The organism is Seleniivibrio sp. (assembly GCF_021209385.1).
Classification (GTDB): domain Bacteria; phylum Chrysiogenota; class Deferribacteres; order Deferribacterales; family Geovibrionaceae; genus Seleniivibrio.
Genome location: NZ_JAJOIL010000037.1, coordinates 155,680 through 179,694 on the forward strand (window position 1 = coordinate 155,680; position 24,015 = coordinate 179,694).

Below are 24,015 nucleotides of genomic sequence, written 5' to 3' on the forward strand. Positions count from 1 at the left end.
TATCAGATCCCCATGTTGGATTTCACAATGTCCACAATGTTATCTGTAACAGATGCAAGCTCTGCGTCATCGTCCTCCGGAACTGCGCATACAAAAATACTGAATCCCAGATTGTTGTTAAGAAACATTTTTATATCTGAAAGACCGGGAACGGCTCCTGATTCATCGCCGTAAGAAGGAAGGATCAGAACGTCGCTTCCGCTGTATTTATCAAGCTGAGCAACATCTTTTATGGATTTCTGCAATATCCCCGATACAAAAGTGAGTTTCCCGTCTTCGGTGAACATCACTCTGGTTCTCTTGGTTTGCCCCAGTTTGTTCTTTATCTGCGCCATCGCCTTAAGTGCTGCTGCTGTTGACGGCACAGACATAACTACGGCAAGCTTCTTCATCACTGTCTCCTCTAATTTCGGGAGACTTTACCCCCGAAACCCGTGTTAATATATCCACTATTCGTGTGCATCACGGATGCCCCTTAAAATAACGAAGCCCGATGTTCAAAAGCTTCTGGACATGTCCCAGAGCCTTCTTCAGCCTTTCCCTGTTATAAAGGGAAAGCTCATCGGGATTAATATATTTATTTACATGAACGCCCGTTGCGGCTTTCTCCACCTGACTTTTCAGAATGATGTCGACAACCGTTTCATACGCTTCCAGCGTATGCAGGTAAAGCTCCTCGCTGATGACATTCATACGGCGCAGGGTCTTCATCCTTTCCACGGTGTTCAGATCGTTCAATCCGTGTTTGAGCGTGAAAGCTCTAATCACATCAACTATAAACGCAGACGCGGAGGATTTCAAGTTTATTTCTCCCTTGTGTTTTCCGTCTTTTTCACCTATGAACTTTCCAAACATGGAAAGCGGTATCCTGAGACCGCTGTCACGCTCAAGCATCTGTATCAGAAATATCGGACTGTTGTTAATATTCTGGTTAATATGATTGCGGAGTTCCCAGACAAGTTTCTCGTCTCCGGCGAACCCGTCGAAGTCAAAAATTATAGATGACCACATTATTCCTATTGATCCGGGATTCGATACCCATCGGGATATCTTAAGTTTCCAATCGGAAATGCGCAGCGACATATCAGGATTTGTAACCATCACCTTTCCGCGGCATTTTTCATATCCGACATACTCAAGTGCATCTGAATATTTTGCACCGAATTTTATAAACATGGCGATCTCTTCATCGGTCACAGAGTCGTCAAAGATAAATCCGTTGTCCTGATCAGGATCAAGCGCCATCTCCCTCCGTCCGCCTGAACCCATTATCATGAGCGTGTGACGTACTTTCGTCAGGTCAAATCCGGTTTCTTTATAATATTCTTCGCCGCAAAGCCTGTATATCTTGCGCTGTATGTTAAGATGCACGGAAGAGAGAACCGGCAGTATGTCATAGCTCACCCTGGAATTTTCCATGAGGGAGGCGGCAACAGAATACATGTCCGAATATGCCTTTTTAAGTTCATCCAGAGTCTCCAGCTTATCCACATACGTAACGAACACATTAATATTATGAAACAGCATCTTTGAAATATCATTGTTGGAAAGTATCCCGACGGGGCTGTTTGCGCTGACAACAACAACATAGTCAGCACGGGTGTGCTGCATCTGCGCAAGCGCCTCCACAAGCGGATATTCCGCTGGAAGTGCCACGGGATTGCGTTCCATATATTTTCCCGCGGATATATCTGTAGGATTGTTCTGCATATCGGGAATAAATCTCTGCACAATATGCTTGGATGTCAGAAGTCCTTTTAAAACGTTTTCGTCATCAACGATAACGATAGCGCCGACATTCGCCTCTGCCATAAGCTTTGATGCCTCAAGAACGGAAGCGGAAGAGTTAACTGCAAGCACTGGCGAGGACATGTAGCTTCCAAGCGGTTTATAGGTTGTCGAAGCAACAGACCAGCTCGCCCTCCCCTCAAGTTCCGCATTGCGTTCGGAAACAAGGCTGTGGAATGAGCTGCGGAACTCCGGAACATCCTCCATCAGTTTATAGACATAAAGCTCCGGCATAAAAAGCATAAGACAGGCGGTGTCAGCATATGCGGTCACTCTGTATGTGGATTTCCCCACAAAAGTGGACACACCGATAACCCCTCCGCTGTCTATTATCACTTCGCGGCTGCCCCCGTCTGTCATACGGACTCTTCCGTTTAAAAGGATATAAAGCCCTTTATGATATGATTCACCTTTTTTAAAGAGTGCTTCGGAAGCATCAGCCGTAACAGACTCGCATTTCATTATCGCGTTTTTTAGTCTTTCTTTCGGAACAGAAGAAAAAAACGGCAATTTCGCCGCTGTATCAACTATTTCCTGAATCGATGAAATTTCGGAATACTGCATATTCACTCCGCACAGACCTATGTTAAACATATGAATATCTGCATGAGTTAATTATACATCATTTCAACAGGAAGTAAAATAAATATTGTTTCACTATTATAGAACATCGTGATATTATTGTTCGCCATTTATTGATATTTATAAGCGAAGATTAACCCGTTGCTGAAAAACAAGGATTTTTCAGAACAATGAATACTGTATACAATCCATAGCAGCGGATTACGGCTTTTTTAAAGCCTTTTCACCCTGCACCGAAATATAACACCCCGAACCTTGTAACTACACGAATTATACTGTTATCTATAAGCATATTACAAGAAAACATCCATACAACATTCATCTCTGAAATTTATCATCACAAAACCAATTAGAAAATTATTTTAATTTCGCTTCATTTTTATTGTTGATTATAATTAAAAAGTGTTTTATATTCGTGCCATGGTTAACAGGGTAAAAAACATGTTAACCGTGTTTTCTATGACTTAACACCTTTGCAGATTTTTATCAGGAGGAGCAAAAATGACTGCTAGAGACTTTACGAACTCTGAAAAGTTCAAAGACTTAGTCAGAACACGCTGGACATTCAGCTTTATAATGCTGGCGATCCTGTTCGTGATCTACTACGGCTACATTTTCCTTGTAGCATTGCACCGTGATTTCCTGGCCGTTATGGTCGGCAGGAACATCACCGTAGGTATCGTTCTCTGCACAGCCGTTATCATCGGTTCGTGGCTGCTTACGCTTATATATGTTGCGTGGGCGAACAAAGTGTATGACAAAAAAGTTGAGTCTTTGAAACAAGACTTGCAGTAACAGAACAAGGAGAACACTATGCAATCAACACTCGGTCAACCTAACGGCACCGCCATTCTCTTCTTTGTTCTGGTGGTTATTTTCACTCTGATAATAACCTACTTCGCGGCAAAGAAGACAAAAACTACAAGTGAGTTCTATGCTGCCGGACGCAGCGTTACAGGTTTCCAGAACGGTCTGGCTCTCGCAGGCGACTATATGTCTGCGGCGTCTTTCCTCGGTATCTCCGGTATGGTCGCTCTCAGCGGTTATGACGGCGCTATATACGCAGTGGGCTGGCTTGTCGGATGGCCCGCACTTATGTTCCTTATCGCAGAACCTCTGCGTAACCTCGGAAAATTCACCTTTGCAGATGTTGTGGCATCCAGACTTAAATCAGGTCCCATCCGCATAGCCTCAGCTGTCGGCGGTCTGCTCGTTGTCCTTTGCTATACAATCGCTCAGATGGTTGGTTCCGGTAAACTTATCCAGCTCATGTTCGGCATGCCTTATGAAATGGCAGAGATCATAGTGGGCGTGGTTATGCTTCTTTATGTTCTTTTCGGCGGTATGCTTGCGACAACATGGGTACAGATCATCAAAGCCGTACTCCTTGTTTTCGGTGTAACCGTCCTTACAGTGCTTGCTCTGGCAAAGTTCGACTTCAGCCTCAGCAACCTCTATACAGAAGTTGTTACAATGTATCCCGCAGACAACATGCTTAACCCCGGCGGACTTGTCACAAGTCCTCTGGACGCTCTTTCACTTGGTCTTGCACTGATGTTCGGTCTGCTCGGTCTGCCGCACATCCTTATGAGATTCTTCACAGTGCCGGATGCTAAAGAAGCAAGAAAATCTGTTGCATACGCAACAACTTTCATAGGCTATTTCTATATAGTTATCCCGATTGTTGGTTTTGCTGCTGCTGTTCTCATAGGCAAAGAGACTATAAAAGGTATTGACGCAGGCGGTAACATGGCTGCTCCCGCACTGGCTGAAATGCTCGGCGGAACACCCTTCCTTGGTTTCATCGCGGCGGTTGCGTTCGCTACCATTCTGGCGGTTGTTGCCGGTCTGACACTGGCTGCATCGTCTGCCATGAGCCACGACATCTATGTAAGCGTGTTCAAGAAAGGACATGCAACAGAGGATGAGCAGGTTAAGGTTGCGAGAATATCCGTTGTTATCTTCGGTATTCTGGCTGTCGGTCTTGGTATACTTTTCAAAGACCAGAACGTTGCGTTCCTCGTGGGTCTGGCATTCGCCATAGCTGCAAGTGCAAACTTCCCTGCACTGTTTCTTTCCATACTCTGGAAAAAGATGTCAACACAGGGTGCAGTATGGTCGATCCTTGTGGGCGGTATCACTGCAACAGTGCTTATCATCCTCAGCCCCACAGTATGGGTTAAAGTTCTCCACAACGAAGTTGCCATCTTCCCCATGAAGAACCCCGCAGTGTTCTCTATGACAGCGGCTTTCATCGTGGCAATAGTGGTTTCACTCCTCACCCCCGAGCCTGAAGCTCAGGAAAAATTTGAAGATGACAAGATCAGAACATATCTTGGAATCGGTGCAGAATAAGACATTACTTTCACTGCAACCATAAAAAGGGGAGCCTGGCTCCCCTTTATTTTTGCCAAAAAACAGTAAGAAAATCAGACTGCGCATCAGCTGTTACGGCTTCCCCACATAAACATGTTTAATCTTCGCGAGGGTTTACCCGAAGCGATCTAAGTATATGCAACAAGCCGATAAAAAAACCTAAGTTTACTTTTATTTTTGTCCGCTGATATAAAGAATTCTATAGGTGACAGGAACTTTTTCGTTTTCACCGAAAAGCTCAGGATAGAGTTCAAGAAATTTTTTATAGGATGCCTTTGAGGTCAGTGAGTCCCTGCCGCTAAAGGTTGCACCTGTGCCTTTCTGCTTTTTCAGAAACTCCGAGACACTGTCAAAATGCAGAACGTACTCACACACCTCTTTGTTAACAGACACTCCGCAATCTTCAAATATTTTCGCAAATACATCCTCATCCGGCAGAGTATAAACAGAGCCGAAGCCTGTCATCTGGTTGAGAATGGACATCTCAACGAACGTCCCCTCCACGAAAACAGAGAAAGCGAATTTACCGCCATTTTTCAGACATTTCAGCATATCGGGGATGCTCTTTTGCGGACTCTGAAACCATTGAAGAGCGGATGAACCTGTTATAAGTGAAAACTCTCCAATCACAGGCAGGCATTCACCGTCGCCGCAGATATAATGATTCTCAGGGAAATTCTTTTTTGCTTTGGCAAGAAGAGCATCTGCAATATCCACACAGAAAGCGCCTCCGCATTTTTCATTCAGCAGCTTAGTGAATATGCCTGTGCCTGTTCCTATCTCAAGTATTCTGTCCTGACTGCCTTCCGGCAGAAGCTCTGCAAGGTGTTCTGCAACAATACGCTGTATGTCGCACGAGCTGTCGTATGATTCCGAAGAGAAACAGAATGCATGCTTGATGTGTATCTTCATATCAGATATTCCGAAATTATCTCCGGCGGCACAAAATGACCGCACGCAACCGGAACAAATAAAGAGGAAAACTTGTTCGCCACCGCCATACCCGAAGACACGTTAACAACCCCATCGTCTACACCGTGTATAACTGTCATTTCAGGTCTGTGCTGCTGTATGCCCTCTCCGCTTTCAAGCAGATATTCAAGACCTTTTACAAGCATCTGATAATCAGGTATTTTTGGCAATTCTGTTTCAGGACAGCCGCAGGCGGCGAGAAAATCCTTTATGACCGTTTCCGGTGTTGCACGGAATTTTTTTTATCATGAGTTTCAGCACCCGTTCAGAGGTGTAATCGGTGAACCTGATGAACGGCGAGACCAGAACTATATTTTCAAAGTTAAGCTTATCGGCTTTCAGCGCGAGGTTTGAACCGGTTGACCAGCAGACGAGATTTCTGCCTGACAGCTTTTCAAAGTCGATCTCATCTATGAACGGCACTTTAAAATCAAACCTGTCGGCAAAATTGCCGAACAGTTCGGGAAACCCGCACCAGCCTGATACAAAAACGTCTTTCATATCCCGCTCGCTCTAAGCGCCCTGAATGCGTCAAGAATACGTTCCTGCTCGTCCATAACGTCAAGCCGCATGGTAAGCCTCAGCCGCGCCGTGTTCACGGGAACGGTGGGCGGTCGTATGGCACCGACATAGATGCCCTTTTCCATCAGAAAATCTTTCGCCAGAAGAACCCGCTCGTTTTCGCCGAGGATAATGGGGATTATCTGCGTTACGCTGAGTCCTGTGTCAAATCCCATAGAACGCAGGGAACTGCGGATGCTGTCTGAAAAATCAAGCAGTCTGTAACCTATGTCGTGGTTATCCCGAACGTAGTTGACAGACGCCAGATTCGCCGCAACCACAGCGGGAGGAAGTGATGTGGAATAGATAAACGAGCGCCCTTTGTTGCGCAGATAATCTATGATATCCGCATCTGCGGCAACATATGCGCCGAACGAGCCGAAAGCCTTGCTGAAAGTACCCATATGCACATCAACCGAAGCTTCAAGCCCCGCCTCGTGTGCATAGCCGCTGCCGCGTCCGAAGATGCCCGAAGCGTGAGCCTCGTCTATAACCGTCAGCGCCCCGTACTGTTTCGCCAGCTCAACAATATCCCGCAGGCGGCACACATCACCGTCCATACTGAACACAGTGTCGGTGGCTATTATCTTGTCTTTTATATCCTTGTGCTTTTCAAGCAGAGATTCAAGATCTGCCATGTCGTTATGTTTATAGCGGATGTGTTTTGCGCCGCTCAGCTGTATGCCGTCTATTATGCTGGCATGGTTCAATTTATCGGAAAAGACGATAGTGTTTCTATCTGCCAGAGCAGAAAATATCGCCAGATTAGCCGCATAACCGCTGTTAAAAACAAGCGCATTCTCAGTCTGTTTAAACAATGCTATCCTGTGTTCCAGTTCATCGTATATGCTGTAGTTCCCTGTCACTATGCGGGAAGCGCCGCTGGTGGTGCCAAGCTTCATCACAGCCTCTGCGGACGCCTCGCGTATCGCCTCAACTTCCGACAGCCCCAGATAGTTGTTTGAAGCAAGATTCAGGTATTTTATTCCATCAACGTTAACGAACTTACCGGCGCCCTCGCTTATGTCGGGCATAGTGCGGAAAAGATTTTGCTCCTTCAGTTCGTTCAGTTTTTTCTTGATTTTATCTCTCATGGGGAAATAATATCAGAGGCACAAGCCCTGTCAATGAATAAGGAAGAATCATGAAAGTTAACACGCCCATATGGCATCCCTGCACACAGATGAAAGATCACGAGACCTACCCTATAATAAAAATTGAAAAGGGAGAAGGCATCTATCTCATAGACGACAAAGGCAAAAGATACATAGACGCCGTTTCCTCATGGTGGGTGAACCTCTTCGGACATAATAACCCGAGGCTCAAAAAGGCGATATCCGACCAGATGGACAAGATAGAACACGTTATATTCGCCGGCATAACGCACACTCCGGCACAAATCCTAGCCGACGATCTGGTAAAACTCACGCCGGAAAAGCTGACAAAAGTATTCTTCGCAGATATAGGTTCTGCAGCGGTGGAATCTGCCATGAAACTGAGCTACGGCTACAGATACAACACAGGAAATCCCAAGAAGAACAGATACATATACCTTGACGCCGGATACCACGGCGAAACCCTCGGCGCACTTTCGGTATGCGGCGAAGAGCTTTATACGGAGCTTTTCGGCGATATAATGATGGAGAACGTGCGTGTTCAGGGTCCCGACTGCTTCAGATGCCCGTTCGAAAAAGAGCGCACTTCATGTAATGCCGAATGTTTCTGTCACATGGAAAAGGCAATGGCGGAGCATCACGAACATATTACCGCCGTGATACTGGAACCTCTTCTCCAATGCGCAGGCGGATTTAAGATGTACCCGCCCGTGTATCTGAAAAAACTTGTTCAGGCGGCGGCACATTACGACATACACACCATATTCGATGAGATAGCCTGCGGGTTCGGCAGAACGGGAACAATGTTCGCTCTGGAACAGGCTGACGTATGTCCTGATTTCCTCTGCCTCTCAAAAGGCATAACATCCGGTTATCTGCCTCTCAGCGTCGTCATGACCCACGACGGCATTTATGACGCGTTCTACGACGAATACACCACGCTTAAAGCGTTTCTCCACAGCCACAGCTACACAGGCAACCCGCTTGCATGCGCGGCAGGGGTCGAAACCATGAAGATATTCCGCGAGGACAGAGTTGTTGAGAACAACGGTAAAAAATTCCCCGTGATGCATGAATATCTTGATAAAAAATTCAGCGGCAAACCACATGTGGGCGAGGTGCGGCATCTCGGCTGCGTCTCCGCCGTGGAACTTGTCAAAGACACAAAAACAAAAGAAAAATTTGACTGGAAAGCCAGAACCGGATTTCAGATATTCAGAAAAGCTATTGAAAAAGGCGCATATCTGCGTAATCTGGGTGATGTGATATACTTTATGACACCATATGTCATAACCGAAGACGAAATGGTGAAACTTGTCGACATAGCTTATGAATCCGTTTACGAGGTGCTGTGATGAGAAAATTGTTCATATCGGGAACCGACACTGGAATAGGAAAAACACATTACTGCGGACTGCTCTGCAAATATCTGCTGGAAAAAGGCGATTCCGTCTGTTATGTGAAACCCGTACAGACAGGATATCCAGAAGACGACGACAGACAGACCGTGATAGACATGTCGGGACTGAAACCGGAACACGCGTATACTCTCAACACGGCGAAATTCCCTGCCGCTCCATATCTGGCGTTCGACGATTTCCCATACGAGAACACCATAAAAAAGATAAACGAGATAAAAGGTTTCGACTGGCTGATAGTTGAAAGCGCCGGCGGTCTCATGGTTCCTCTGGACGAGGGGTACATGAACTTTGACATAGCAAAGGACTGCGGACTTGAAACCGTGATAGTGGTTCCCAGCCAGCTCGGATGCATTAATCACGCCATGCTGAACTATTATTTTCTGGATAAAGAGAATCTGCCGTTCGCAGGATTTGCGGTGAACAACCACTTTGCGGCGGCAAAATCGGATAAATTCAACATCTCTATACTGAACGACCTGACGGACAATGCCGTCAGGTCTGTGTTCAGCGATGTTATGGAATTTGCAGAGTTTTAAATCATAGACTGTATAAGCCAGCCAAAGCTTTTGCGCAGATTATGGGTCTTCGCAGGAGCTTATCGTATTAAAGAAGCGACTGTACGCCGTTTCTGGAAGCGATTGAGATGAACCCGCCTGAAAGCTGCTGGTTCGCCTCTTTCACCTTTTCGTACACGTCTTCAAGCTCTTTGTTGCTGAAAGACTGCATTGCGCCCTGAAGCTCTTCCATGGCGCTTTTGTCATATGTGCCAAGGAATTTCTCACGCGCATTGCCCTTTATATAGTTAAGAAGAGAATCGCTCTCCGTTGTACCGGAAGACTGAACGTAGTCCTCAAGAACGGAGAGTGCTTTTGCAGAAATATCAACTGTATCAGCAAAACCCGTTGGCTGTGAATCTTCGCTTTCGCCAAAGAAGCTTCTAAGTGCAACAATGCTGTCGACATTTGAACTTTTAGTTGAAGACGTAGAGGATGTTTCGTTTTTATTTGTAAGATCCTGCGTCGGGTAATATTTTCCTGAGATTATCATCTTAGCCCCCTGTAAACTTTGTTCTGAGGACTAATAAGCATATGTCGTGCCAGTTTTAGGAGGAAAAAACTTTCCCCATCTCGTCAAGCACCTCGCGTGCTGAGCGGGTATATTTGAAATCAGGTGTTATATCAACGTTTTTACCCTGTACAAACACCTGAAAATTAGTCCCGAAACCACCCTCCGGCATGATGAGTGCCTTAACAGACTGCTTTTGCAGGTCGGTCTTGCAGGCGGAAATCTCTTCCAGTATGCCGGACTGAACCAGATAAAGCCATTGGGGCATATATGCAAGGGGCCGAAGCCCTTTCTCTGAGCCGTAAAGGGAGAGGGAGGTGAAATCCACGAACGCGGTGATGTCCTGATAGCCTATCCGCTCAAAGAAATCGTTGTTCTGTGTGTGGCGGTAATAACAGGTGACGGTTCCGTCCCGTCTGTATGACTGGTAAAGCATGGGAGCTTCAAATCCGTAGTCGATTGTAACGACAACAGCCTTTTTAAGCTTATCAGCAAGCGCCTGCACCCATGATTTGAGATCGAGATTTATATCAACTATCTGGGTTTCAACAACTTTCAGATTGATAGCGTCAAGAAACTCTTTCAGCTTGGGAGTTGACAGTTCGTCTGGGAAAAAGCGGAGTTTGCCGTCCACTTCTTTGACATAAAGCTCTTTAAGCTCGTCGTTCATGCGTATGACGCGGTGAACAGGAAAAGCGTCCACAAGCTCGTTGCTGTAAAACACACCGGAAAAATTGTCCAGTTCTTCAAATGTCTTCCAGACTGCCTTTCCTTTATGTTCTTGCTCGATAAGCTCGCGCTGACGGTTTATCAGATAGCCGCTCTTTTCTATTATCGTGTATGACAGTGAATCATAGATATCTTTTTCGTTCCCTTTCAGATAGTTGAGGATGTCGTTGGCAAGCATTCCGCTTCCCGCGCCCATCTCACAGAAGGAATTTTCAAGTCCCAGAGTTTTTATCATGTAAACAAAGGATTTCGCCAGTGTGCGCCCGAATGATTCGGATGCGTTGACGGACGTGTAAAAACTTCCCTGCTGTCCGAAAGGGTTCTCTCTCTGATAGTATCCCATCCCCTCTTTATAAAGGGCAATGTCCATAAATTCAGCAAAGGTTATCTGTCCTTTTTCACGGACAAGGTTCTCAACGTAGGTTTGAAGACTTGTATCCACTATCTCACTCTGAAGTATAATGTTATTTCCGCAGATTCCGCATCTGCGTTCAGAACGGCATTAAACTTCAATTTACGCACAAAGTCAATGGCAAGCCTTTCTATATTAGAATCTGTTCTGTTTAACAGAACTATCGAGTATGTGTTTCCGCCGCGGTCAACTTTAAATTCCACGCGGACATTGGTGTTTGATGTAAGGGAAAAAGACGGTTTTTCAGGAGTGTAAACCAGCTTTCTGTTGCCGCCGAGGTTTTTGATTTTAAAGAAATCGCTGGCGTCCTGACTTCCGGCGGTCTTTCCGGTCGATTGTTCACCCGCAGACTGTTTTTCCGAACGGTGATATTTTTCCGCCTCGGACGCTATTTCGCTTTTCAGAGACTCTTCCGCCTGAGAGTTACCGGATTTCACCTCTGAATTGAAATTCAGTTTAGGCATGGTTATCTTCGTAAGATCTTCAGTGGACATTTTGGGGATCTCTATTTCAGGGATAGTGGCGCTGGGTGCAGGAATAACGTTACCCGCTATGCTCTGCCCCTCTTCCGCAGCCCCCTTGTCCGCTTCTGCGGTCTCCGGTATTTCCGGCTGAATCTCCTCCACTTTCGGAGCGGGAGGAACTATCTCCACGTCGATTATTTTGCTTTGAGGTTTTTCCGCCTTCGACATATGAAGCCCGTGCACGTTCACAATAATGAGAATATGCACCAGCAGAGACAGAAGGAGAAAGAGTGTAAATCTCAAATGTTACTCCTGTTCCTCAACAGCTATCGCAAATTTAGTGTATCCCGCCTTGCGGCTGGCATCCATAACAGTCACGACATTCCCGTGTGAAACCTCTTTATCCGCCTCAATTATGACTGTTGCATCAGGAGCGGTCTTCTTGAACTCTTCAAGAAGAGATTCAACACCTGTTATCTGAACAGCGTTGTCGTTAACGGTGACCACGCCGTCTTTTGTCATGACGATGCGGATGTTTTCAACGAGGGGCTTTTCGTCCCCTTTTGCCGCGGGAAGGTTCACATCTATGGAGTTTGTGAAGTTGAACGACGTTGACACCATCAAGAATATCAGAAGTATGAATACGATATCTATCAACGGCGTAACGTTGATCTCAGGGTGTTTCTTTTCGTCTCTGGAGAATTTCATTTAGTCCTCTTTAACGACTGCGTTCATTATCCTGCTTGCGGATTTTTCAAGCTCCCCTGTGATGCGTTCGCTTCTGAAACGAACGAAATAGTAGAACGCCATAGTGGGGATAGCCACGCAAAGACCTGCAGCTGTTGTGATAAGCGCTTCCGCGATACCTTCCGCAAGAGGCTGTGCATTTCCTGCGCCGTATGTTGCCAGAGCCATGAAGGTCTTTATCATACCGAACACCGTACCGAGGAAACCCAGCATGGGGGCGATTGTGGATACTGCCTGAAGTGTCGGCAGGAATCTTTCAAGACGTTTCGCCTGAAATCTGCCTGATTCCTCAGCGGTTTCCGCAAGCCTTGCAAAGGGCAGATTCAGGTTTTTAAGGATATCGGCGGCAATGATGGATATTGACGATTTGTTCTCTGCACACATTGTCTTCGCAGCCTCAATGTCCTTATTGTTCAGCTTTTCCATCAGCCTGTCCATGAAATCTTTGGGGACAAAGTTCGATTCACGGAGGCTCACAAGCCTTTCCAGGAACACGGCAAGAGCAATGACCGAGAGCAGAATAATGGGATACATCAGCACCCCGCCCTTTTGCATCAGCTCCATATTGAACTCGAACATAAATATCCTCCTGTTATTTTGTACCTTTAATTTTTTTACGCATTATCTCCGCCTCGTCCTTTCTGCCCAGATTGTCGTAGGCATCTGCTGCCTTATCAAGGCTCTTATCGGCATATTTTGAGTTCGGATAAAGGTAATAACCTTTAAGCAGTGTCGCGGCGGAAGTTTCATATTCGCGCGCACCGTACTGCGCCGTTCCGCTGTAATAGTATGCCAGAGGCAAAACAGCGGGGTTGGCATCCTTTACAAGCCCGTCCAGAAGAGCTTTTTCTCCTGTCAGCTGCGAAGCGGATAGCATTGAGAAATATTTCTCAAGCCCTTTAACATATATATCGGTATCTCTGTTTCTGAAAAACAGAACGGCCGGTTTCAGGTCTTTCGGGTTGCTCTCAAGATCGACAAGTTTGGCATAGCTTAGTTCCCTGTACCTGTCGGAATTCTTTGCAAGGTCTTCAAATATGACCTTTGCGTCGTCGGGTTTCGATGTCTGGAGGCACTCGCCCTTAAGGAAAAGCCCTTCGTCGCTTCGTCCGCCCTTCTGCATCATCTGGGCATCCTCAAGGCACTGCTCAAGTCTGCCTGTGTCGCGGAAAAGCTGTCCGCGCAGAAGGTACGCATCGCGTTTATATGGTGAAACATCATAATTATCAAAGAAATGATTAAGAAGCATGGTGGCTAGTCTGGTATCTTTAGTGTCCAGCGCCATCTTAGCCGCCTGCAAAACAAGGAAATCTTTTCTGTCGAACTGCTGGCGAACCTGAGTTATCTCACGCGCCGCATCGTCAAACCTCTTGTCGTCCTTCATTGCCGAATAGCATGTCAGAATCCCATACCATGCGTCAAAGCTATGAAGCCCGCTGTCCACAAGACTTCTGAACCCTGCAAGCGCTTCCTGATAACGTCCCAGAGAGAACAGTGCCTTCGAGCGTACAAGTCTGTATCTGTCCTTGTTGCCGTCGGTAAGCTTAAGCACCTGCTGATACTGCCCGGCAAGCATCATATTATCCAGATAGGCATCCATGAACCGTTCGTCTTTGGAGTGCCTGTTGAAAACGTCTCCTGCGGATGAACTGTCGCCGAGTTTCAGATAGGTGAGCATAAGCAGAAGATCGCTCTGAACGTCTTTGGGCGATATAGGCTTAAGCTGTGCCAGAGCGTCTTTGTAGTTCTTTTTGTTGTATTGTATGGATGCCCGGACGAACGCCGCGTCGTTTCCTTTAACACCGTCAACACTGCTCCATGCAGAATTGAGGTCTTTCTTATCTATAAATATCTTTCCCTTGAGCACACGGCAGTAGTCCGTCGCGCAGGGTTGCAGAAGCATCAGCGCATCGTCGGCACGCCCGTCCAGATAGTATATCTGACCAAGCATATATCTTGTCACCATAAGCTTCTGTTCGTCCTGTGAAAGCTCCATGAACCGCAGAAAATATCTCTGTGCTCTGTGGGGGTCTATGGACGAATAGGCAAGCCCTCTGTAATAGTAAGCTGTGTTTATCAGGTCGCGGTTGAATATGATACCGTCAATCTGGCGGATAGCATTCATCTCATCGCCTTTTGAAAGGTACCAGATACCTCTGTAAAACTTATTGTAGTCGTTGTTTATCTTGCTCTCGAACACGAACTTGTCCATGAAGGAAAGATCTATGAATGGGAAATTTCTGCCGATGTAAAAGAAGAAGATGTTCAGCCTGTCCTCGTCGGAATCAAGTGCGGCTAAAACCTTTTCAGCCTCTTTATGGTTCCCCTCGGCAACGGCAATCTTACCGTAGATAACGTTCTTCATGTTGTTGTCGGGGATACTGTTATAGCTGTTTACGGCACATTTGACATCGCCGCGGACAAGGCAGGAATCAGCAAGGAGAGCCATTGTGTTGTTTCCGGCGTTCTCCCTGTTTGCTATTACCTCGTCAAACTTACCAAGGCTGTATTCAGCGGTTATAAGAAAATCGTAGAATCTTTTGTCCTTAGAAGTTATCTCGCTGTGAGCGTTGAAGGTGGAAATCACCCTTTCATATCTCTGGAGTTGTAAAAGGCTGTAAAGCCAGCCGTAAAGAGAATAAGGAGTTACGGTTTTCAGACCGGAGGCGAAAATATCCGCCTCTTCGTAAAGCCTTGTTTCAAGATAATACTGCATTATCCTGTCGGAAGCCGCTCCGGCGAACGTGCTTTCGCCGTATGCAACGCCCTTCATTATATCCATCGCTTTGCTTATGGAACCTGTCTCAAGGAGCGCAAACGCATAAACAAGATTGACCTCCTGTTCATACTGAGTTTTTGCTATTTTCGGATAATATTTTTCATAAGACTGGATAACGGACAGATACTGTTTGTCCAGATAGCCTTTTACGATATTGTTGCGATAGGCTTTTTCGCCCACGAAAACTGAGGACAGAGATGTACCGAAGCTTCCCGAATACATCCCGCCAGGGTCGGCAGACTGGTATTCTTTGGAATCCACCTGCTTAAGTTCAAAGCTTTCCTGCTTTAAATAGCTGTCAAATCCTGATTGAACACTGAACGAAACGGACACTTGCTTAAAAGAGGGACGGATAGAAAATCCCGTCAGCTCCTGACCTGTAAAGGCGAAGTCCGGCAGACTTACAGCAGCCTGCGCTGCAGAGTTCAACACAAAAAGAGCTATTATCGCAGTAAGTTTTTTCATTTACCCTTTTTTATCAGTTGCTTTGCTGCTGTGACTGATCCGGCGAGGTAGGGTTTGAGTCGGAACATCCGCCCTCGCATCCTACGATTCCGCTGAAAGCGGAAACCAGAAGCACAGCAAGTATGAATTTCTTAACTGAATTCACCTTCGTCTCCCTTTTCTTTCAAATGTTTATACATCTTATGATCTGTCATGTCAAACATCAGCGGAGTAACGCTGACAAAACCGTTTGAAACAAGGTGGTCGTCGGAATTTTCGTCCATATCGGACTCCTTCTTCTCACCTGTCAGCCAGTAATAGCTGTAGCCTCTCGGGTCCCGTCTTTTCTCGAAGGTGTCAAGAAATTTTGCATTGCCCTGTACGGCAAAGCGCCATCCCTTTATATTCTTCATAGACAAGGCAGGAACGTTTATGTTCAGTACAGTGTTTGCAGGCATATCAGAATTGTGCAGATATTTTGCGAAATATGCGCCGACCTGTGCGGCATGGCTGAAATCGAATTTTTCTTTGGTGGCAAGGCTTACCGCTATGGAGCGTATGCCGAGCATTGCTCCTTCCGTCGCGGCTGACACAGTACCTGAATAGATAACGTTGCTTGCGACGTTTGCGCCGTGGTTGATGCCGGAAACAATGAGGTCGGGAGCTTCGTCCATTATGTTGGTAAGAGCAATCTTAACGCAGTCGGCAGGGGTGCCTTTTATGCCGTAGCCGAAAAATTCGCCGAATTTAAAGAAATCTGTGACACGAAGCGGGTCTGCGATCGTTATTGCATGACCGACGGCTGACTGCTCTGTTATCGGAGCCACAACTGTAACATCAGCAAACTCTTTCAGCGCTTTATACATCGCATATATGCCGTCAGAATATATACCGTCGTCATTCGCAAGCAGAATCCGCATAGTGCCTCCAATCCATTAGTAATAATATTCAGCATATATCAAACATAATGATTTATCAAGAAGATAAACGATTGTTTAGTTAAATTTACCCGAAATTTATATTAATATAACAACAGTATGGAAAAAAATGCAGGCGGGAACTGACGCGGCAGAGCGAAGTATGTCAACGGCAGAACAAAAAATGAGGGGCGGGCGCCCCTCAACTAACCATGATTATTTTTATCAGCACCCTGCCGATAAGTTGCTACTGACCATCCCTGACAATGCCTGCATCGTTTTCTTTATCGCCTCGCCCACCTCGGCTATATCTGCCGCCAGCATATAAGCCGGATTAGTGATTATATTGTGGTGTGCGTCGATGATGACTTCTTTCGCAGGGCTTTCAATATGCTCAGCGCCCATGTCGTTTATAGCCTGCGCTGTTGCTTCTTCGTTGCCTATTGTCAGCTTAGCCTTGATACCTGAATTTTCCAGAGCTCTCGCCACAACAACAGGAGCGATACAGACAGCGGCAAGAGGCTTCTTCGCATCAACTGTAGCCTTGATGAGCCTTTTAACGTCGGGATTGATTGAACATTCCGCTCCGTCGAAAGCGAAGGAAACAAGATTTTTCGCCGCTCCGAAACCGCCCGGAAAAAGCAATGCATCAAAATCGTCCACAGTAACTTTGGCTATATCGGTTATATTTCCTCTGGCAATCCTTGCGGATTCCTCCAGAACATTTCGTTTCTGCCCCTCTTCAACCTTTCCTGTAAGGTGGTTAACGACGTGAGCCTGTTCCACATTCGGAGCCATGATGAGAAGTTCGTTGCCGTATTTTTTAAGGTAATACATAGATAATACTGCCTCATGTATTTCGGCACCGTCATAAACCCCGCATCCGCTCAGCACTATTCCTATTCTGGGCATGGTATCCTCCTATGGTTTATACTGTTAATATTATACTGTAACAAGGTTTTCTCAATAGGACAAGTTTAGTTGGAAAAGCAGATATCTTTGACATCCTCAAGTGAATTGACAGGTACAAGCACGCGGCTTATGGACGGATAGTCGGATGTCATGCGGCAGAGCATCTTTATCTGACCTTCGTCAACTTTGCGCGTTTTATCGAAAGATGTTATCTGTAATTTCAGGATTATGCGGCTTTCATCATCCGTGGCGGCAACAAGGTTCTCAGCCATCTCATAAAGCACATCAACCGCCTCGTCAGTGTCCTTGCGCATCTCTGCAGCTATCTGATCGTGATACCCCATCACGGCGAGATAGTCGAATCCTGCGGCAAGCATGGACTGTATGCTCTGGGAATACCACGACAGACCTTTCGCTCTGTCTATGGGTGTTTCGTAATACACGTTGGCGGCAAATTTTATATCCGGATCAACAGCCTTAGCGGAATCCCTCAATTCACCGAAAAAGTCCATAAGTTTCCCGTTCTTCCAGCGCACCCACGGCAGAAAAGTCTCCGCACAGGCACCCGACACTTTTGTGATTTTATAATCGTTTTGACACCCGAAAAGTGTATCGTAAGTCAGCTTATTACATGTTTCGCTCTCATACATTTTAACGGCTTCATCTGATGCACCCTCTGAATAGCGCATAATGAAATCATCCTGAAACAGCACGCCGTCAATATCGTATTTCGCAAGGTCGGCGAACAGTCCTTTCAGAGTTTCGCGTACTACGCTGTCAAATATGGAAGCACCGTAGCCGTCAACAACACCGGCAACAGCAAAAGATTTTTCAATGTACTCCGGTGTTTTTAGAAAAGTAAGCGAGCGGGTCGCCATCCACGCGTATATTTTAAGCCCGTTCCTTCTGGCGGAAACAACAGCTTCACCAAGCACGTCCCGCACAACGCACGCTTTGTAAGTTTTAAAATAAACTCCGCTTTTGCAGTCCGTATTTTCATCATTGAAATGATATCTGTCGGAACCGTTGTGGAATACGCGCAGAAATACCGTATCGTATCCTTTTGCTTTAAGACCGCTGAAAAAAACGTCAAGATTGCCGTCATAAGCTTTGTCAAGCACGAACACCTGAACGCCGTTTATTTTTGGATTTTGTTCTGAGGAAAAAGAAAGCCCTGCCGAAAAAAGCAGGGCTGTCATTATCAGAAAGCGTATAAGCATTATTTCTTCATTATATCTGGATTGTATCCGGTTTTAGCTTTTATCTCGTCCGCTCTTGTGAGTGCTTTGTCGTAAGGAAGCGGTGTTCCGCATCTGAGGCGGTACCATACACCCTTTTCACCCAGATCAACCTGAACAAGCTGAAGATCGTTCACCTTCGGGCTCATCCTCTGGAATTCCTCTTTCGCAAGATCGAGGCTTTTGAAAGATGCAAGCTGAACGTAAAACTCTCCGGGTTTGTTCGCAACGGCAGCTTTTTTCTCCGCAACTGGTGCAGGTTTTGCCGCGGGTTTAGGAGTTTCAGCTTTAACCGCAGGCTTTGCAGGTTCGGCTTTAACTGCCGGTTTCGGAACCTCTGCCTTTACAACAGGTTTGGGAGTCTCCGCCTTAACAACAGGTTTTGCCGTCGGCTTAGGCTCTTCTTTCACAACAGGTTTCGCAGGTTCCGGAGCCTTAACGGGTTCCTCTTTAACAACTGGCTTCGCAGGTTCCGGCTGAGCGGCGGGTTGTGTCGGTTTTGCAGTATCAACAGGAGGGGAGCTTAAAACAACATCCGGTTTCTCCCCGTCAGGTTTCGGTGCCGCAGGCTGAACAGCCGGAGCAGTTTCCGTCTTGTTTCCTTCGCCGTCAACAGTAAACGATTTACCGTTGTCAGGATTAGTCATATCCCCGGGAGCAATCTGCTCAGTGGTCTTTGCTTCTTTGCCGGAGCGCTTAAGCTTGTCCGCAAAAAATGCAACGCCCGTCACAAGCGCCGTGAAGATGATGAAAAATACGATAAACAATACTATTGTGTTACCAAAACTTTTTTTGCCTTTTTCGGCAGTCTGTTCTGTGTTTTTTTCCTGTTCGCTCACTGTCACATCCTGTCAGGAGCATCGGCATCCGCAGATGTCCGCTCTCTGTTTTCGTTGTTATAATATAAAATGCGCTCCGCGCACACAGTTATAATCGTAAATCATTCGGATTAACTCAAGTTAATCTTTTAAACAATTTGCATCAACGCATATGAAACGAACATATGCTATGATATGAAATACGCCTCAAACATCCTTTGTGAAGCAATGACATTTTTCAAAGGTCTTTGTTCATTAAGAGGTAAGCACGAAAATAGTATCAGTTAATCTTTTTTAATTCAATACACCATTTTTGGAAAAAAAAGATGCAAACATCAGTTAAAAAGAATATACTTTATAGGTAAAATATGGACGAATTTAAGTATAACATGAATATGACAAATCTGTTGAAGGACAAGTTTCCGGTTCTTTACACTGTTTCAGAAACGGTGCATGAAATGCTGTTTATTTTAGACCATGAACGCAGAATTGTCTTTTTCAACAGACAATTTGCTGATTTTGCAGAAAATAATCAACTTAACCCCGCAACAGGTTTAAGACCAGGCGATGTTTTCAGATGTGTCAACGCACTTGAAAACGCCGATGTATGCGGAGCAACAAAGTTCTGCCGTTATTGCGGAGCATATCAGGCGATAACCGCCGCATTGACCGACACGGAAAGACACATCGAAGAGTGCCGCATCACAGCAGAAAACGGAACTGCTTATGATCTTAAAGTCAGCACCTCCAGAATAACCATCGAAGCGAACGAATTTACCCTTTTCTGCGTACTGGACACCAGTTCAGAAAACAGAAAGCAGGCTCTCGAAAAGATATTCTTCCACGACATAAACAATCTTGCAGGCGGATTGTCCCTAATAGTCGATTTTATCGACAGTTATGCGAAAAAAGATGATATTGAGGCTATAAAAGAAACAACCCCTCTGCTGACAGGCGCCATGAGCAGCCTGAACAATGAACTGCGCTCAAGCTATATGCTGGCGCTGGCGGAAAAAGACGAGCTGGATCTCAGAGAGGAACCATGCGACATCACGAAAGCACTCGTTTCAGTTGCTTCCTTTTTCAAAGAGACCACACCGGACAAAAACATAACCTTCGTTATAGAAAACGACAGGGAAGAAACAATCATCAACACCGACGAGAACATCCTTAAACGAGTCACTACAAACATGACAAAAAACGCTGTCGAGGCATCGGGAGAAGAAGACACGGTAATAATGGGAAGCAGGGTTACAAACGACAGACTTATCATTTACGTCCAGAACAATTCTGTAATGAAAGAGGAAACAAAGGCGTCAATTTTTCAGCGTTCATTCTCCACCAAGGGTATGGGTAGGGGACTTGGTACATACAGCATGAGGCTTCTTACCGAAAGGTATCTGAAAGGAGCCATCTATTTCAGCTCCACCGAGGAAACAGGAACGGTATTTTATATAGAACTGCCTCTCAGCCTTTCAGGTCGATAACTGTTCCGAGCATCTCGTCCTGAGCTTTCAACGCGGCAACGTTAAACTGGAAGGCACGCTTTTCCACAAGCATATCGGTCATCTCTTTTCCGGCATCCACACCGGACCACTGTATATCAACCTTGTCCATATTTTCGTCAGCGGCGGCTGTTTCAACGGTTTTATATCCGGGCGTATTTATATTGGCAACGTTGTTCGCCGTTCTGTCCAGAGCATCAACCTGTGTATTCATGCCGTTAAGGCTGTTATACAATCCTTGTATCATATGTTCCCTTCTGCTATAATACACTCAAATCGGAGGATTTCAATGACCAATCTCACAGATGAACAGCTTAAGGAACTTATTTCAAACGCGAAAACAGTTGCGATAGTGGGCGCATCAAATAAACCCGAACGCGCCAGCAACGGAATAATGAAATTTCTGATGAAGAACGGCTATAAATGCGTTCCCGTCAACCCCATAGAAAAAGAGGTTCTGGGTATCCCCACGGTCGACTGTGTGGAGGAACTGGATTTTGAACCTGATATCGTGGATATCTTCCGCCAGAGTGCATTTGCCGCAGAAGTCGTCCGCGAGGCAGCCGGAAAAAATGCAAAGCTCATCTGGCTTCAGGAAGGCGTCGAATCTGAAGAGGCTAAAAAAATAGCAGCCTACGCAAATATTCCCTATGTAGAGGATGAATGCATATTCAAAGAATATCTGCGTCTGGGGCTTGCAGGAAAATAATACGGACGGCGGTTTTTGCCGCCGCTCTCTTTTTATCTGCCGGTCTGTCATACGCCGAAACACTAAAAATCGGCATACTGAAAAACGATTATTTTAAAGGCACGGATGAATTGCGCCCGTTTGCAGATTTCATCATGCACAGCGGAAAATACTCCGGATATAAAATAGTCGAAACAGACAGCCCGCAGGAAACTGCAGATGCCCTGACCAAAGGGCGCATAAATATGGCTCTCCTTTCCATATATCCGTCGGCTATTATACATAGAAATCATCAGAATATTCCTGATATGGTGGTTACTGCAAACAACAGCCTATACGTTAAATCGTGCATTTTTGTTCTCAAAGAATCTCCGGTTAAATGGATAAGCGATCTGAAAAACAAAACCGTCGCTTTCTCTTCCTCATACTCCACAGGCGGCTACTATCTCTCCTATTCCCACATGCGCAAAATGCTTTACGGCGCTCCTTTCGCCAGTCTTTTCGCAGAGAGCTGGGACGACGTATTCACACAGGTTTTCCTGAAAAAAGCTGACGCGGGAGCAACTCAATATACCGACTATGAAAACGTCCTGCCCCCGCTTTACAAATCAACCTTTCGTACAATTGCAGAAACAGAAAGTGTTCCGGGGCTGTTCCTTTATATCCGCAACGATAAAAACAAATCTTTTCTCATCCGCTCATGTCTGGTGTTCGGTAATGAAGAGAAAAACAGGGAATCAGTAATAGACAGCTTATCGCTCATTGATTTTGACTGGAAAAACCTGTTCAAAAGCCTTCCTGTTCCATAAAAAGTACATAATATTTAACATTTTTAAAAAAATATGGACAAAAGCGACCATACTGTTATAATGCATATTCATTAAAACAGACAAAGGTTCGTATGAAAAAATATATATTTCCAGCAATAGTTTCCGCATTTCTTATAGTCAATTCCGCCTCTGCGGACGAACAACCTAAAAATAACGTAAGGGGTATTCTGGGACAGACAGGTATAGGTCTTAAAGAAACTCCGGCAAGCCAGCAAACTCAGGAAACAGCTCCTGTTGCAGACCCTGTCAAATGGCAGGATAATACAAAATTCTCCAAACAACCCCAAAAACAACAGCAGACAGAGAAGACATCCTCTTCCGATACAAAATGTTATTATGTAACTTCTCAGGTCACGAATATCAGAAATAATCCTTCTTTTCTTTCAGAAAGAACCGGAGTCTATAAAAAAGGTAGCTATATCTGCGAAGAAAACCGCATCGGCGAATGGATTGATACAGGCAAAGGATGGGTAAACACAAAATTCCTCTCCGCAAAAATGCCTGACGACATCGCAAAGCCAGAACAGAAAACCGCCGCCGCAGAGGAAGAGACAAAAACCCGCATGACGGAATACAATTACGACAATCCGGTTGGAAATCAGAAAACATCAAAAAACACAAAAACAATAGAGACCGTCAAACCTAAAAATCAGCCGAAAGCTGAGTATAAATATGTTACCGGCGCAAAAGTGAATATACGCTCCCTTGCAGACCTGAGGGCAGATGTTGTCGGACAATACCAGAAAAACGAAAAAATCGAAGTTCTTGAAAGCCAGAAAGGATGGATAAGAACCTCAGAAGGCTGGGTCAGCACTGAATATGTCTCTGATAAACCCTCCGGCGGAAAAACAGCAGAAAAAGAAGCACCTAAAGACAAAATCATCAAATGTATGTACGTTTCATACAGCAAAGCAAATATCAGAAAGACCGCATCAAAAAAATCAAAGCTTGTGGGCAATTTCGACAGGGGCGACAAAGTATGCCTCTATGAGATAAACGACGACTGGGGCAGAAGCGACAAAGGCTGGGTAAACCTTGCCAACCTCAAAGATGTAAAATGTTTCACTGTCGGCTCCGCCACTCTGAAAGCCCGCAAAAAGCCGGATGCTGGTTCAAAAGTTCTCAAAACCTACAGCAAAGGCGACACCGTCTGCGAATACGACCGCAAATACGGCTGGGTGGACACAGGAAAAGGCTGGGTTGCCGCTGAGTATCTCGAACGCTGACAATAACAACATCACAAACTTCAAAACCGCCCTTCGGAAACGATCGGGCGGTTTTTTTATACCTTTTTAAAGTTTTATATTGACAATCAATATCAATAAATTTAAATATACCCCATACCCCTATGGGGTATATGTTAGCGGAGGGCAATATGCGTCAGTGTATCGACATACCTAAAGTTCAGACAAGACTGAAAAAAATTGAAGGGCAGCTCAGAGGCATTTCCGAAATGGTTGAAAAGGACGTTCCTTGCGAGGACATCCTTATCCAGATAAACGCCGCGAAAAGCGCCCTGCACAAGGTTGGCAAAATGGTTCTGGAGGGACACCTTCACCACTGCGTCTACGACGGAATCAAACACGGCGACGCTGAAAAGACAATCGACGATTTTGCAAAGGCGGTGGAACATTTTTCAAGGATGGGGTAAG

At 45.6% G+C, this 24,015-nt stretch carries 27 protein-coding genes; 9 read left to right on the forward strand and 18 right to left on the reverse strand.

Going from position 1 to position 24,015, the window contains the following annotated elements:
• Nucleotides 1–2: 2 nt before the first annotated feature.
• Together LRY47_RS12880 and LRY47_RS12885 are read right to left on the reverse strand one after the other, a co-directional pair.
• Entirely contained in the window at nt 3–392 is a 390-nt protein-coding gene (locus LRY47_RS12880; RefSeq protein ID WP_295226086.1) for a hypothetical protein, read from the reverse strand.
• Between the two features lie 70 nt (nt 393–462).
• Nucleotides 463–2,382, reverse strand: coding sequence for a putative nucleotidyltransferase substrate binding domain-containing protein (locus LRY47_RS12885; protein ID WP_295226088.1), 1,920 nt, complete (start codon nt 2,380–2,382; stop codon nt 463–465).
• A 489-nt stretch (nt 2,383–2,871) separates the two neighbouring features.
• Here LRY47_RS12885 and LRY47_RS12890 point away from each other — a divergent pair, with 489 nt between their 5' ends.
• Together LRY47_RS12890 and LRY47_RS12895 are read left to right on the forward strand one after the other, a co-directional pair.
• Nucleotides 2,872–3,165: a DUF485 domain-containing protein gene (locus LRY47_RS12890; protein ID WP_295226089.1), complete on the forward strand. Its 294-nt coding sequence runs from the start codon at nt 2,872–2,874 to the stop codon at nt 3,163–3,165.
• Nucleotides 3,166–3,183: 18 nt separating this feature from the next.
• A complete protein-coding gene (locus LRY47_RS12895) occupies nt 3,184–4,725 on the forward strand; it encodes a sodium/solute symporter (protein ID WP_295226090.1) in 1,542 nt (513 codons plus the stop codon).
• Nucleotides 4,726–4,917: 192 nt separating this feature from the next.
• On the opposite strand, the gene LRY47_RS12900 is transcribed toward LRY47_RS12895, so the two are convergent.
• The 4 genes from LRY47_RS12900 to LRY47_RS12915 are packed head-to-tail and all read right to left on the reverse strand — an operon-like array spanning nt 4,918 to nt 7,373.
• Nucleotides 4,918–5,658 (reverse strand): methyltransferase domain-containing protein, encoded by a 741-nt coding sequence (locus tag LRY47_RS12900; protein ID WP_295226091.1) that lies wholly within the window; start codon nt 5,656–5,658, stop codon nt 4,918–4,920.
• Nucleotides 5,655–5,864, reverse strand: a complete 210-nt coding sequence (locus LRY47_RS12905) for a hypothetical protein (RefSeq protein ID WP_295226092.1) — start codon at nt 5,862–5,864, stop codon at nt 5,655–5,657. Before LRY47_RS12905 ends, LRY47_RS12900 begins: the two co-directional genes overlap by 4 nt.
• A 31-nt stretch (nt 5,865–5,895) precedes the next feature.
• Complete coding sequence (locus LRY47_RS12910; protein ID WP_295226094.1) at nt 5,896–6,219, reverse strand: hypothetical protein; 324 nt, start codon at nt 6,217–6,219, stop codon at nt 5,896–5,898.
• Complete coding sequence (locus LRY47_RS12915) at nt 6,216–7,373, reverse strand: 8-amino-7-oxononanoate synthase (protein WP_295226096.1); 1,158 nt, start codon at nt 7,371–7,373, stop codon at nt 6,216–6,218. The genes LRY47_RS12910 and LRY47_RS12915 overlap by 4 nt, the downstream gene beginning before the upstream one ends.
• Before the next feature lie 50 nt (nt 7,374–7,423).
• Here LRY47_RS12915 and bioA point away from each other — a divergent pair, with 50 nt between their 5' ends.
• Together bioA and bioD are read left to right on the forward strand one after the other, a co-directional pair.
• Entirely contained in the window at nt 7,424–8,749 is a 1,326-nt protein-coding gene (gene bioA, locus LRY47_RS12920; protein WP_295226098.1) for an adenosylmethionine--8-amino-7-oxononanoate transaminase, read from the forward strand.
• Nucleotides 8,749–9,351: a dethiobiotin synthase gene (bioD, locus tag LRY47_RS12925; protein ID WP_295226100.1), complete on the forward strand. Its 603-nt coding sequence runs from the start codon at nt 8,749–8,751 to the stop codon at nt 9,349–9,351. Before bioA ends, bioD begins: the two co-directional genes overlap by 1 nt.
• 67 nt (nt 9,352–9,418) lie before the next feature.
• Here the strand turns inward: bioD and LRY47_RS12930 are convergent, their stop codons facing one another.
• The 11 genes from LRY47_RS12930 to LRY47_RS12980 all read right to left on the reverse strand — a co-directional run bounded on the left by LRY47_RS12930 (nt 9,419) and on the right by LRY47_RS12980 (nt 19,361).
• Complete coding sequence (locus LRY47_RS12930) at nt 9,419–9,862, reverse strand: hypothetical protein (RefSeq protein ID WP_295226102.1); 444 nt, start codon at nt 9,860–9,862, stop codon at nt 9,419–9,421.
• A 55-nt stretch (nt 9,863–9,917) separates the two neighbouring features.
• Nucleotides 9,918–11,051 (reverse strand): SAM-dependent methyltransferase, encoded by a 1,134-nt coding sequence (locus LRY47_RS12935; protein WP_295226104.1) that lies wholly within the window; start codon nt 11,049–11,051, stop codon nt 9,918–9,920.
• A complete protein-coding gene (locus tag LRY47_RS12940; RefSeq protein ID WP_295226106.1) occupies nt 11,051–11,788 on the reverse strand; it encodes a hypothetical protein in 738 nt (245 codons plus the stop codon). The genes LRY47_RS12935 and LRY47_RS12940 overlap by 1 nt, the downstream gene beginning before the upstream one ends.
• Nucleotides 11,789–11,791: 3 nt before the next feature.
• A complete protein-coding gene (locus tag LRY47_RS12945; protein ID WP_295226108.1) occupies nt 11,792–12,193 on the reverse strand; it encodes a biopolymer transporter ExbD in 402 nt (133 codons plus the stop codon).
• Nucleotides 12,194–12,811 carry a MotA/TolQ/ExbB proton channel family protein gene (locus LRY47_RS12950; protein ID WP_295226110.1) on the reverse strand — a complete coding sequence of 206 codons (618 nt, stop codon included), beginning with the start codon at nt 12,809–12,811 and terminating at the stop codon, nt 12,194–12,196.
• 13 nt (nt 12,812–12,824) lie between these two features.
• Nucleotides 12,825–15,476 (reverse strand): hypothetical protein, encoded by a 2,652-nt coding sequence (locus LRY47_RS12955; protein ID WP_295226112.1) that lies wholly within the window; start codon nt 15,474–15,476, stop codon nt 12,825–12,827.
• Between the two features lie 13 nt (nt 15,477–15,489).
• A complete protein-coding gene (locus tag LRY47_RS12960; RefSeq protein WP_295226114.1) occupies nt 15,490–15,621 on the reverse strand; it encodes a hypothetical protein in 132 nt (43 codons plus the stop codon).
• Nucleotides 15,608–16,375, reverse strand: coding sequence for a 5'/3'-nucleotidase SurE (gene surE / locus LRY47_RS12965; RefSeq protein ID WP_295226116.1), 768 nt, complete (start codon nt 16,373–16,375; stop codon nt 15,608–15,610). The genes LRY47_RS12960 and surE overlap by 14 nt, the downstream gene beginning before the upstream one ends.
• Nucleotides 16,376–16,597: 222 nt before the next feature.
• Nucleotides 16,598–17,284, reverse strand: coding sequence for an isoprenoid biosynthesis glyoxalase ElbB (elbB, locus tag LRY47_RS12970; protein WP_295226118.1), 687 nt, complete (start codon nt 17,282–17,284; stop codon nt 16,598–16,600).
• A gap of 65 nt (nt 17,285–17,349) precedes the next feature.
• Nucleotides 17,350–18,504 carry a poly-beta-1,6-N-acetyl-D-glucosamine N-deacetylase PgaB gene (locus LRY47_RS12975; RefSeq protein ID WP_295226120.1) on the reverse strand — a complete coding sequence of 385 codons (1,155 nt, stop codon included), beginning with the start codon at nt 18,502–18,504 and terminating at the stop codon, nt 17,350–17,352.
• Nucleotides 18,504–19,361: an SPOR domain-containing protein gene (locus LRY47_RS12980; RefSeq protein WP_295226122.1), complete on the reverse strand. Its 858-nt coding sequence runs from the start codon at nt 19,359–19,361 to the stop codon at nt 18,504–18,506. Before LRY47_RS12980 ends, LRY47_RS12975 begins: the two co-directional genes overlap by 1 nt.
• Before the next feature lie 374 nt (nt 19,362–19,735).
• Here LRY47_RS12980 and LRY47_RS12985 point away from each other — a divergent pair, with 374 nt between their 5' ends.
• Nucleotides 19,736–20,827 (forward strand): HAMP domain-containing sensor histidine kinase, encoded by a 1,092-nt coding sequence (locus LRY47_RS12985; RefSeq protein WP_295226124.1) that lies wholly within the window; start codon nt 19,736–19,738, stop codon nt 20,825–20,827.
• On the opposite strand, the gene LRY47_RS12990 is transcribed toward LRY47_RS12985, so the two are convergent.
• A complete protein-coding gene (locus LRY47_RS12990; protein ID WP_295226126.1) occupies nt 20,808–21,092 on the reverse strand; it encodes a flagellar basal body rod C-terminal domain-containing protein in 285 nt (94 codons plus the stop codon). The genes LRY47_RS12985 and LRY47_RS12990 overlap by 20 nt on opposite strands.
• Nucleotides 21,093–21,134: 42 nt before the next feature.
• Here LRY47_RS12990 and LRY47_RS12995 point away from each other — a divergent pair, with 42 nt between their 5' ends.
• The 4 genes from LRY47_RS12995 (at nt 21,135) to LRY47_RS13010 (ending at nt 24,014) form a co-directional block, all read left to right on the forward strand.
• Nucleotides 21,135–21,554: a CoA-binding protein gene (locus LRY47_RS12995; protein WP_295226128.1), complete on the forward strand. Its 420-nt coding sequence runs from the start codon at nt 21,135–21,137 to the stop codon at nt 21,552–21,554.
• Entirely contained in the window at nt 21,509–22,342 is an 834-nt protein-coding gene (locus LRY47_RS13000) for a PhnD/SsuA/transferrin family substrate-binding protein (protein WP_295226130.1), read from the forward strand. Before LRY47_RS12995 ends, LRY47_RS13000 begins: the two co-directional genes overlap by 46 nt.
• Before the next feature lie 92 nt (nt 22,343–22,434).
• On the forward strand, nt 22,435–23,589 hold the full coding sequence (locus LRY47_RS13005) for an SH3 domain-containing protein (protein ID WP_295226132.1): 1,155 nt from the start codon (nt 22,435–22,437) through the stop codon (nt 23,587–23,589).
• 149 nt (nt 23,590–23,738) lie between these two features.
• On the forward strand, nt 23,739–24,014 hold the full coding sequence (locus LRY47_RS13010; protein WP_295226134.1) for a metal-sensing transcriptional repressor: 276 nt from the start codon (nt 23,739–23,741) through the stop codon (nt 24,012–24,014).
• Nucleotide 24,015: the final 1 nt, after the last annotated feature.

Coding starts and splice junctions, on each gene's coding strand:
- LRY47_RS12880 (WP_295226086.1), bottom strand. CDS start 392: ATGAAGAAGCTTGCCGTAGTTATGTCTGTGCCGTCAACAGCAGCAGCA.
- LRY47_RS12885 (WP_295226088.1), bottom strand. CDS start 2,382: ATGTTTAACATAGGTCTGTGCGGAGTGAATATGCAGTATTCCGAAATT.
- LRY47_RS12890 (WP_295226089.1), top strand. CDS start 2,872: ATGACTGCTAGAGACTTTACGAACTCTGAAAAGTTCAAAGACTTAGTC.
- LRY47_RS12895 (WP_295226090.1), top strand. CDS start 3,184: ATGCAATCAACACTCGGTCAACCTAACGGCACCGCCATTCTCTTCTTT.
- LRY47_RS12900 (WP_295226091.1), bottom strand. CDS start 5,658: ATGAAGATACACATCAAGCATGCATTCTGTTTCTCTTCGGAATCATAC.
- LRY47_RS12905 (WP_295226092.1), bottom strand. CDS start 5,864: ATGCTTGTAAAAGGTCTTGAATATCTGCTTGAAAGCGGAGAGGGCATA.
- LRY47_RS12910 (WP_295226094.1), bottom strand. CDS start 6,219: ATGAAAGACGTTTTTGTATCAGGCTGGTGCGGGTTTCCCGAACTGTTC.
- LRY47_RS12915 (WP_295226096.1), bottom strand. CDS start 7,373: ATGAGAGATAAAATCAAGAAAAAACTGAACGAACTGAAGGAGCAAAAT.
- bioA (WP_295226098.1), top strand. CDS start 7,424: ATGAAAGTTAACACGCCCATATGGCATCCCTGCACACAGATGAAAGAT.
- bioD (WP_295226100.1), top strand. CDS start 8,749: ATGAGAAAATTGTTCATATCGGGAACCGACACTGGAATAGGAAAAACA.
- LRY47_RS12930 (WP_295226102.1), bottom strand. CDS start 9,862: ATGATAATCTCAGGAAAATATTACCCGACGCAGGATCTTACAAATAAA.
- LRY47_RS12945 (WP_295226108.1), bottom strand. CDS start 12,193: ATGAAATTCTCCAGAGACGAAAAGAAACACCCTGAGATCAACGTTACG.
- LRY47_RS12950 (WP_295226110.1), bottom strand. CDS start 12,811: ATGTTCGAGTTCAATATGGAGCTGATGCAAAAGGGCGGGGTGCTGATG.
- LRY47_RS12955 (WP_295226112.1), bottom strand. CDS start 15,476: ATGAAAAAACTTACTGCGATAATAGCTCTTTTTGTGTTGAACTCTGCA.
- surE (WP_295226116.1), bottom strand. CDS start 16,375: ATGCGGATTCTGCTTGCGAATGACGACGGTATATATTCTGACGGCATA.
- elbB (WP_295226118.1), bottom strand. CDS start 17,284: ATGCCCAGAATAGGAATAGTGCTGAGCGGATGCGGGGTTTATGACGGT.
- LRY47_RS12975 (WP_295226120.1), bottom strand. CDS start 18,504: ATGCTTATACGCTTTCTGATAATGACAGCCCTGCTTTTTTCGGCAGGG.
- LRY47_RS12985 (WP_295226124.1), top strand. CDS start 19,736: ATGACAAATCTGTTGAAGGACAAGTTTCCGGTTCTTTACACTGTTTCA.
- LRY47_RS12990 (WP_295226126.1), bottom strand. CDS start 21,092: ATGATACAAGGATTGTATAACAGCCTTAACGGCATGAATACACAGGTT.
- LRY47_RS12995 (WP_295226128.1), top strand. CDS start 21,135: ATGACCAATCTCACAGATGAACAGCTTAAGGAACTTATTTCAAACGCG.
- LRY47_RS13000 (WP_295226130.1), top strand. CDS start 21,509: ATGCATATTCAAAGAATATCTGCGTCTGGGGCTTGCAGGAAAATAATA.
- LRY47_RS13005 (WP_295226132.1), top strand. CDS start 22,435: ATGAAAAAATATATATTTCCAGCAATAGTTTCCGCATTTCTTATAGTC.
- LRY47_RS13010 (WP_295226134.1), top strand. CDS start 23,739: ATGCGTCAGTGTATCGACATACCTAAAGTTCAGACAAGACTGAAAAAA.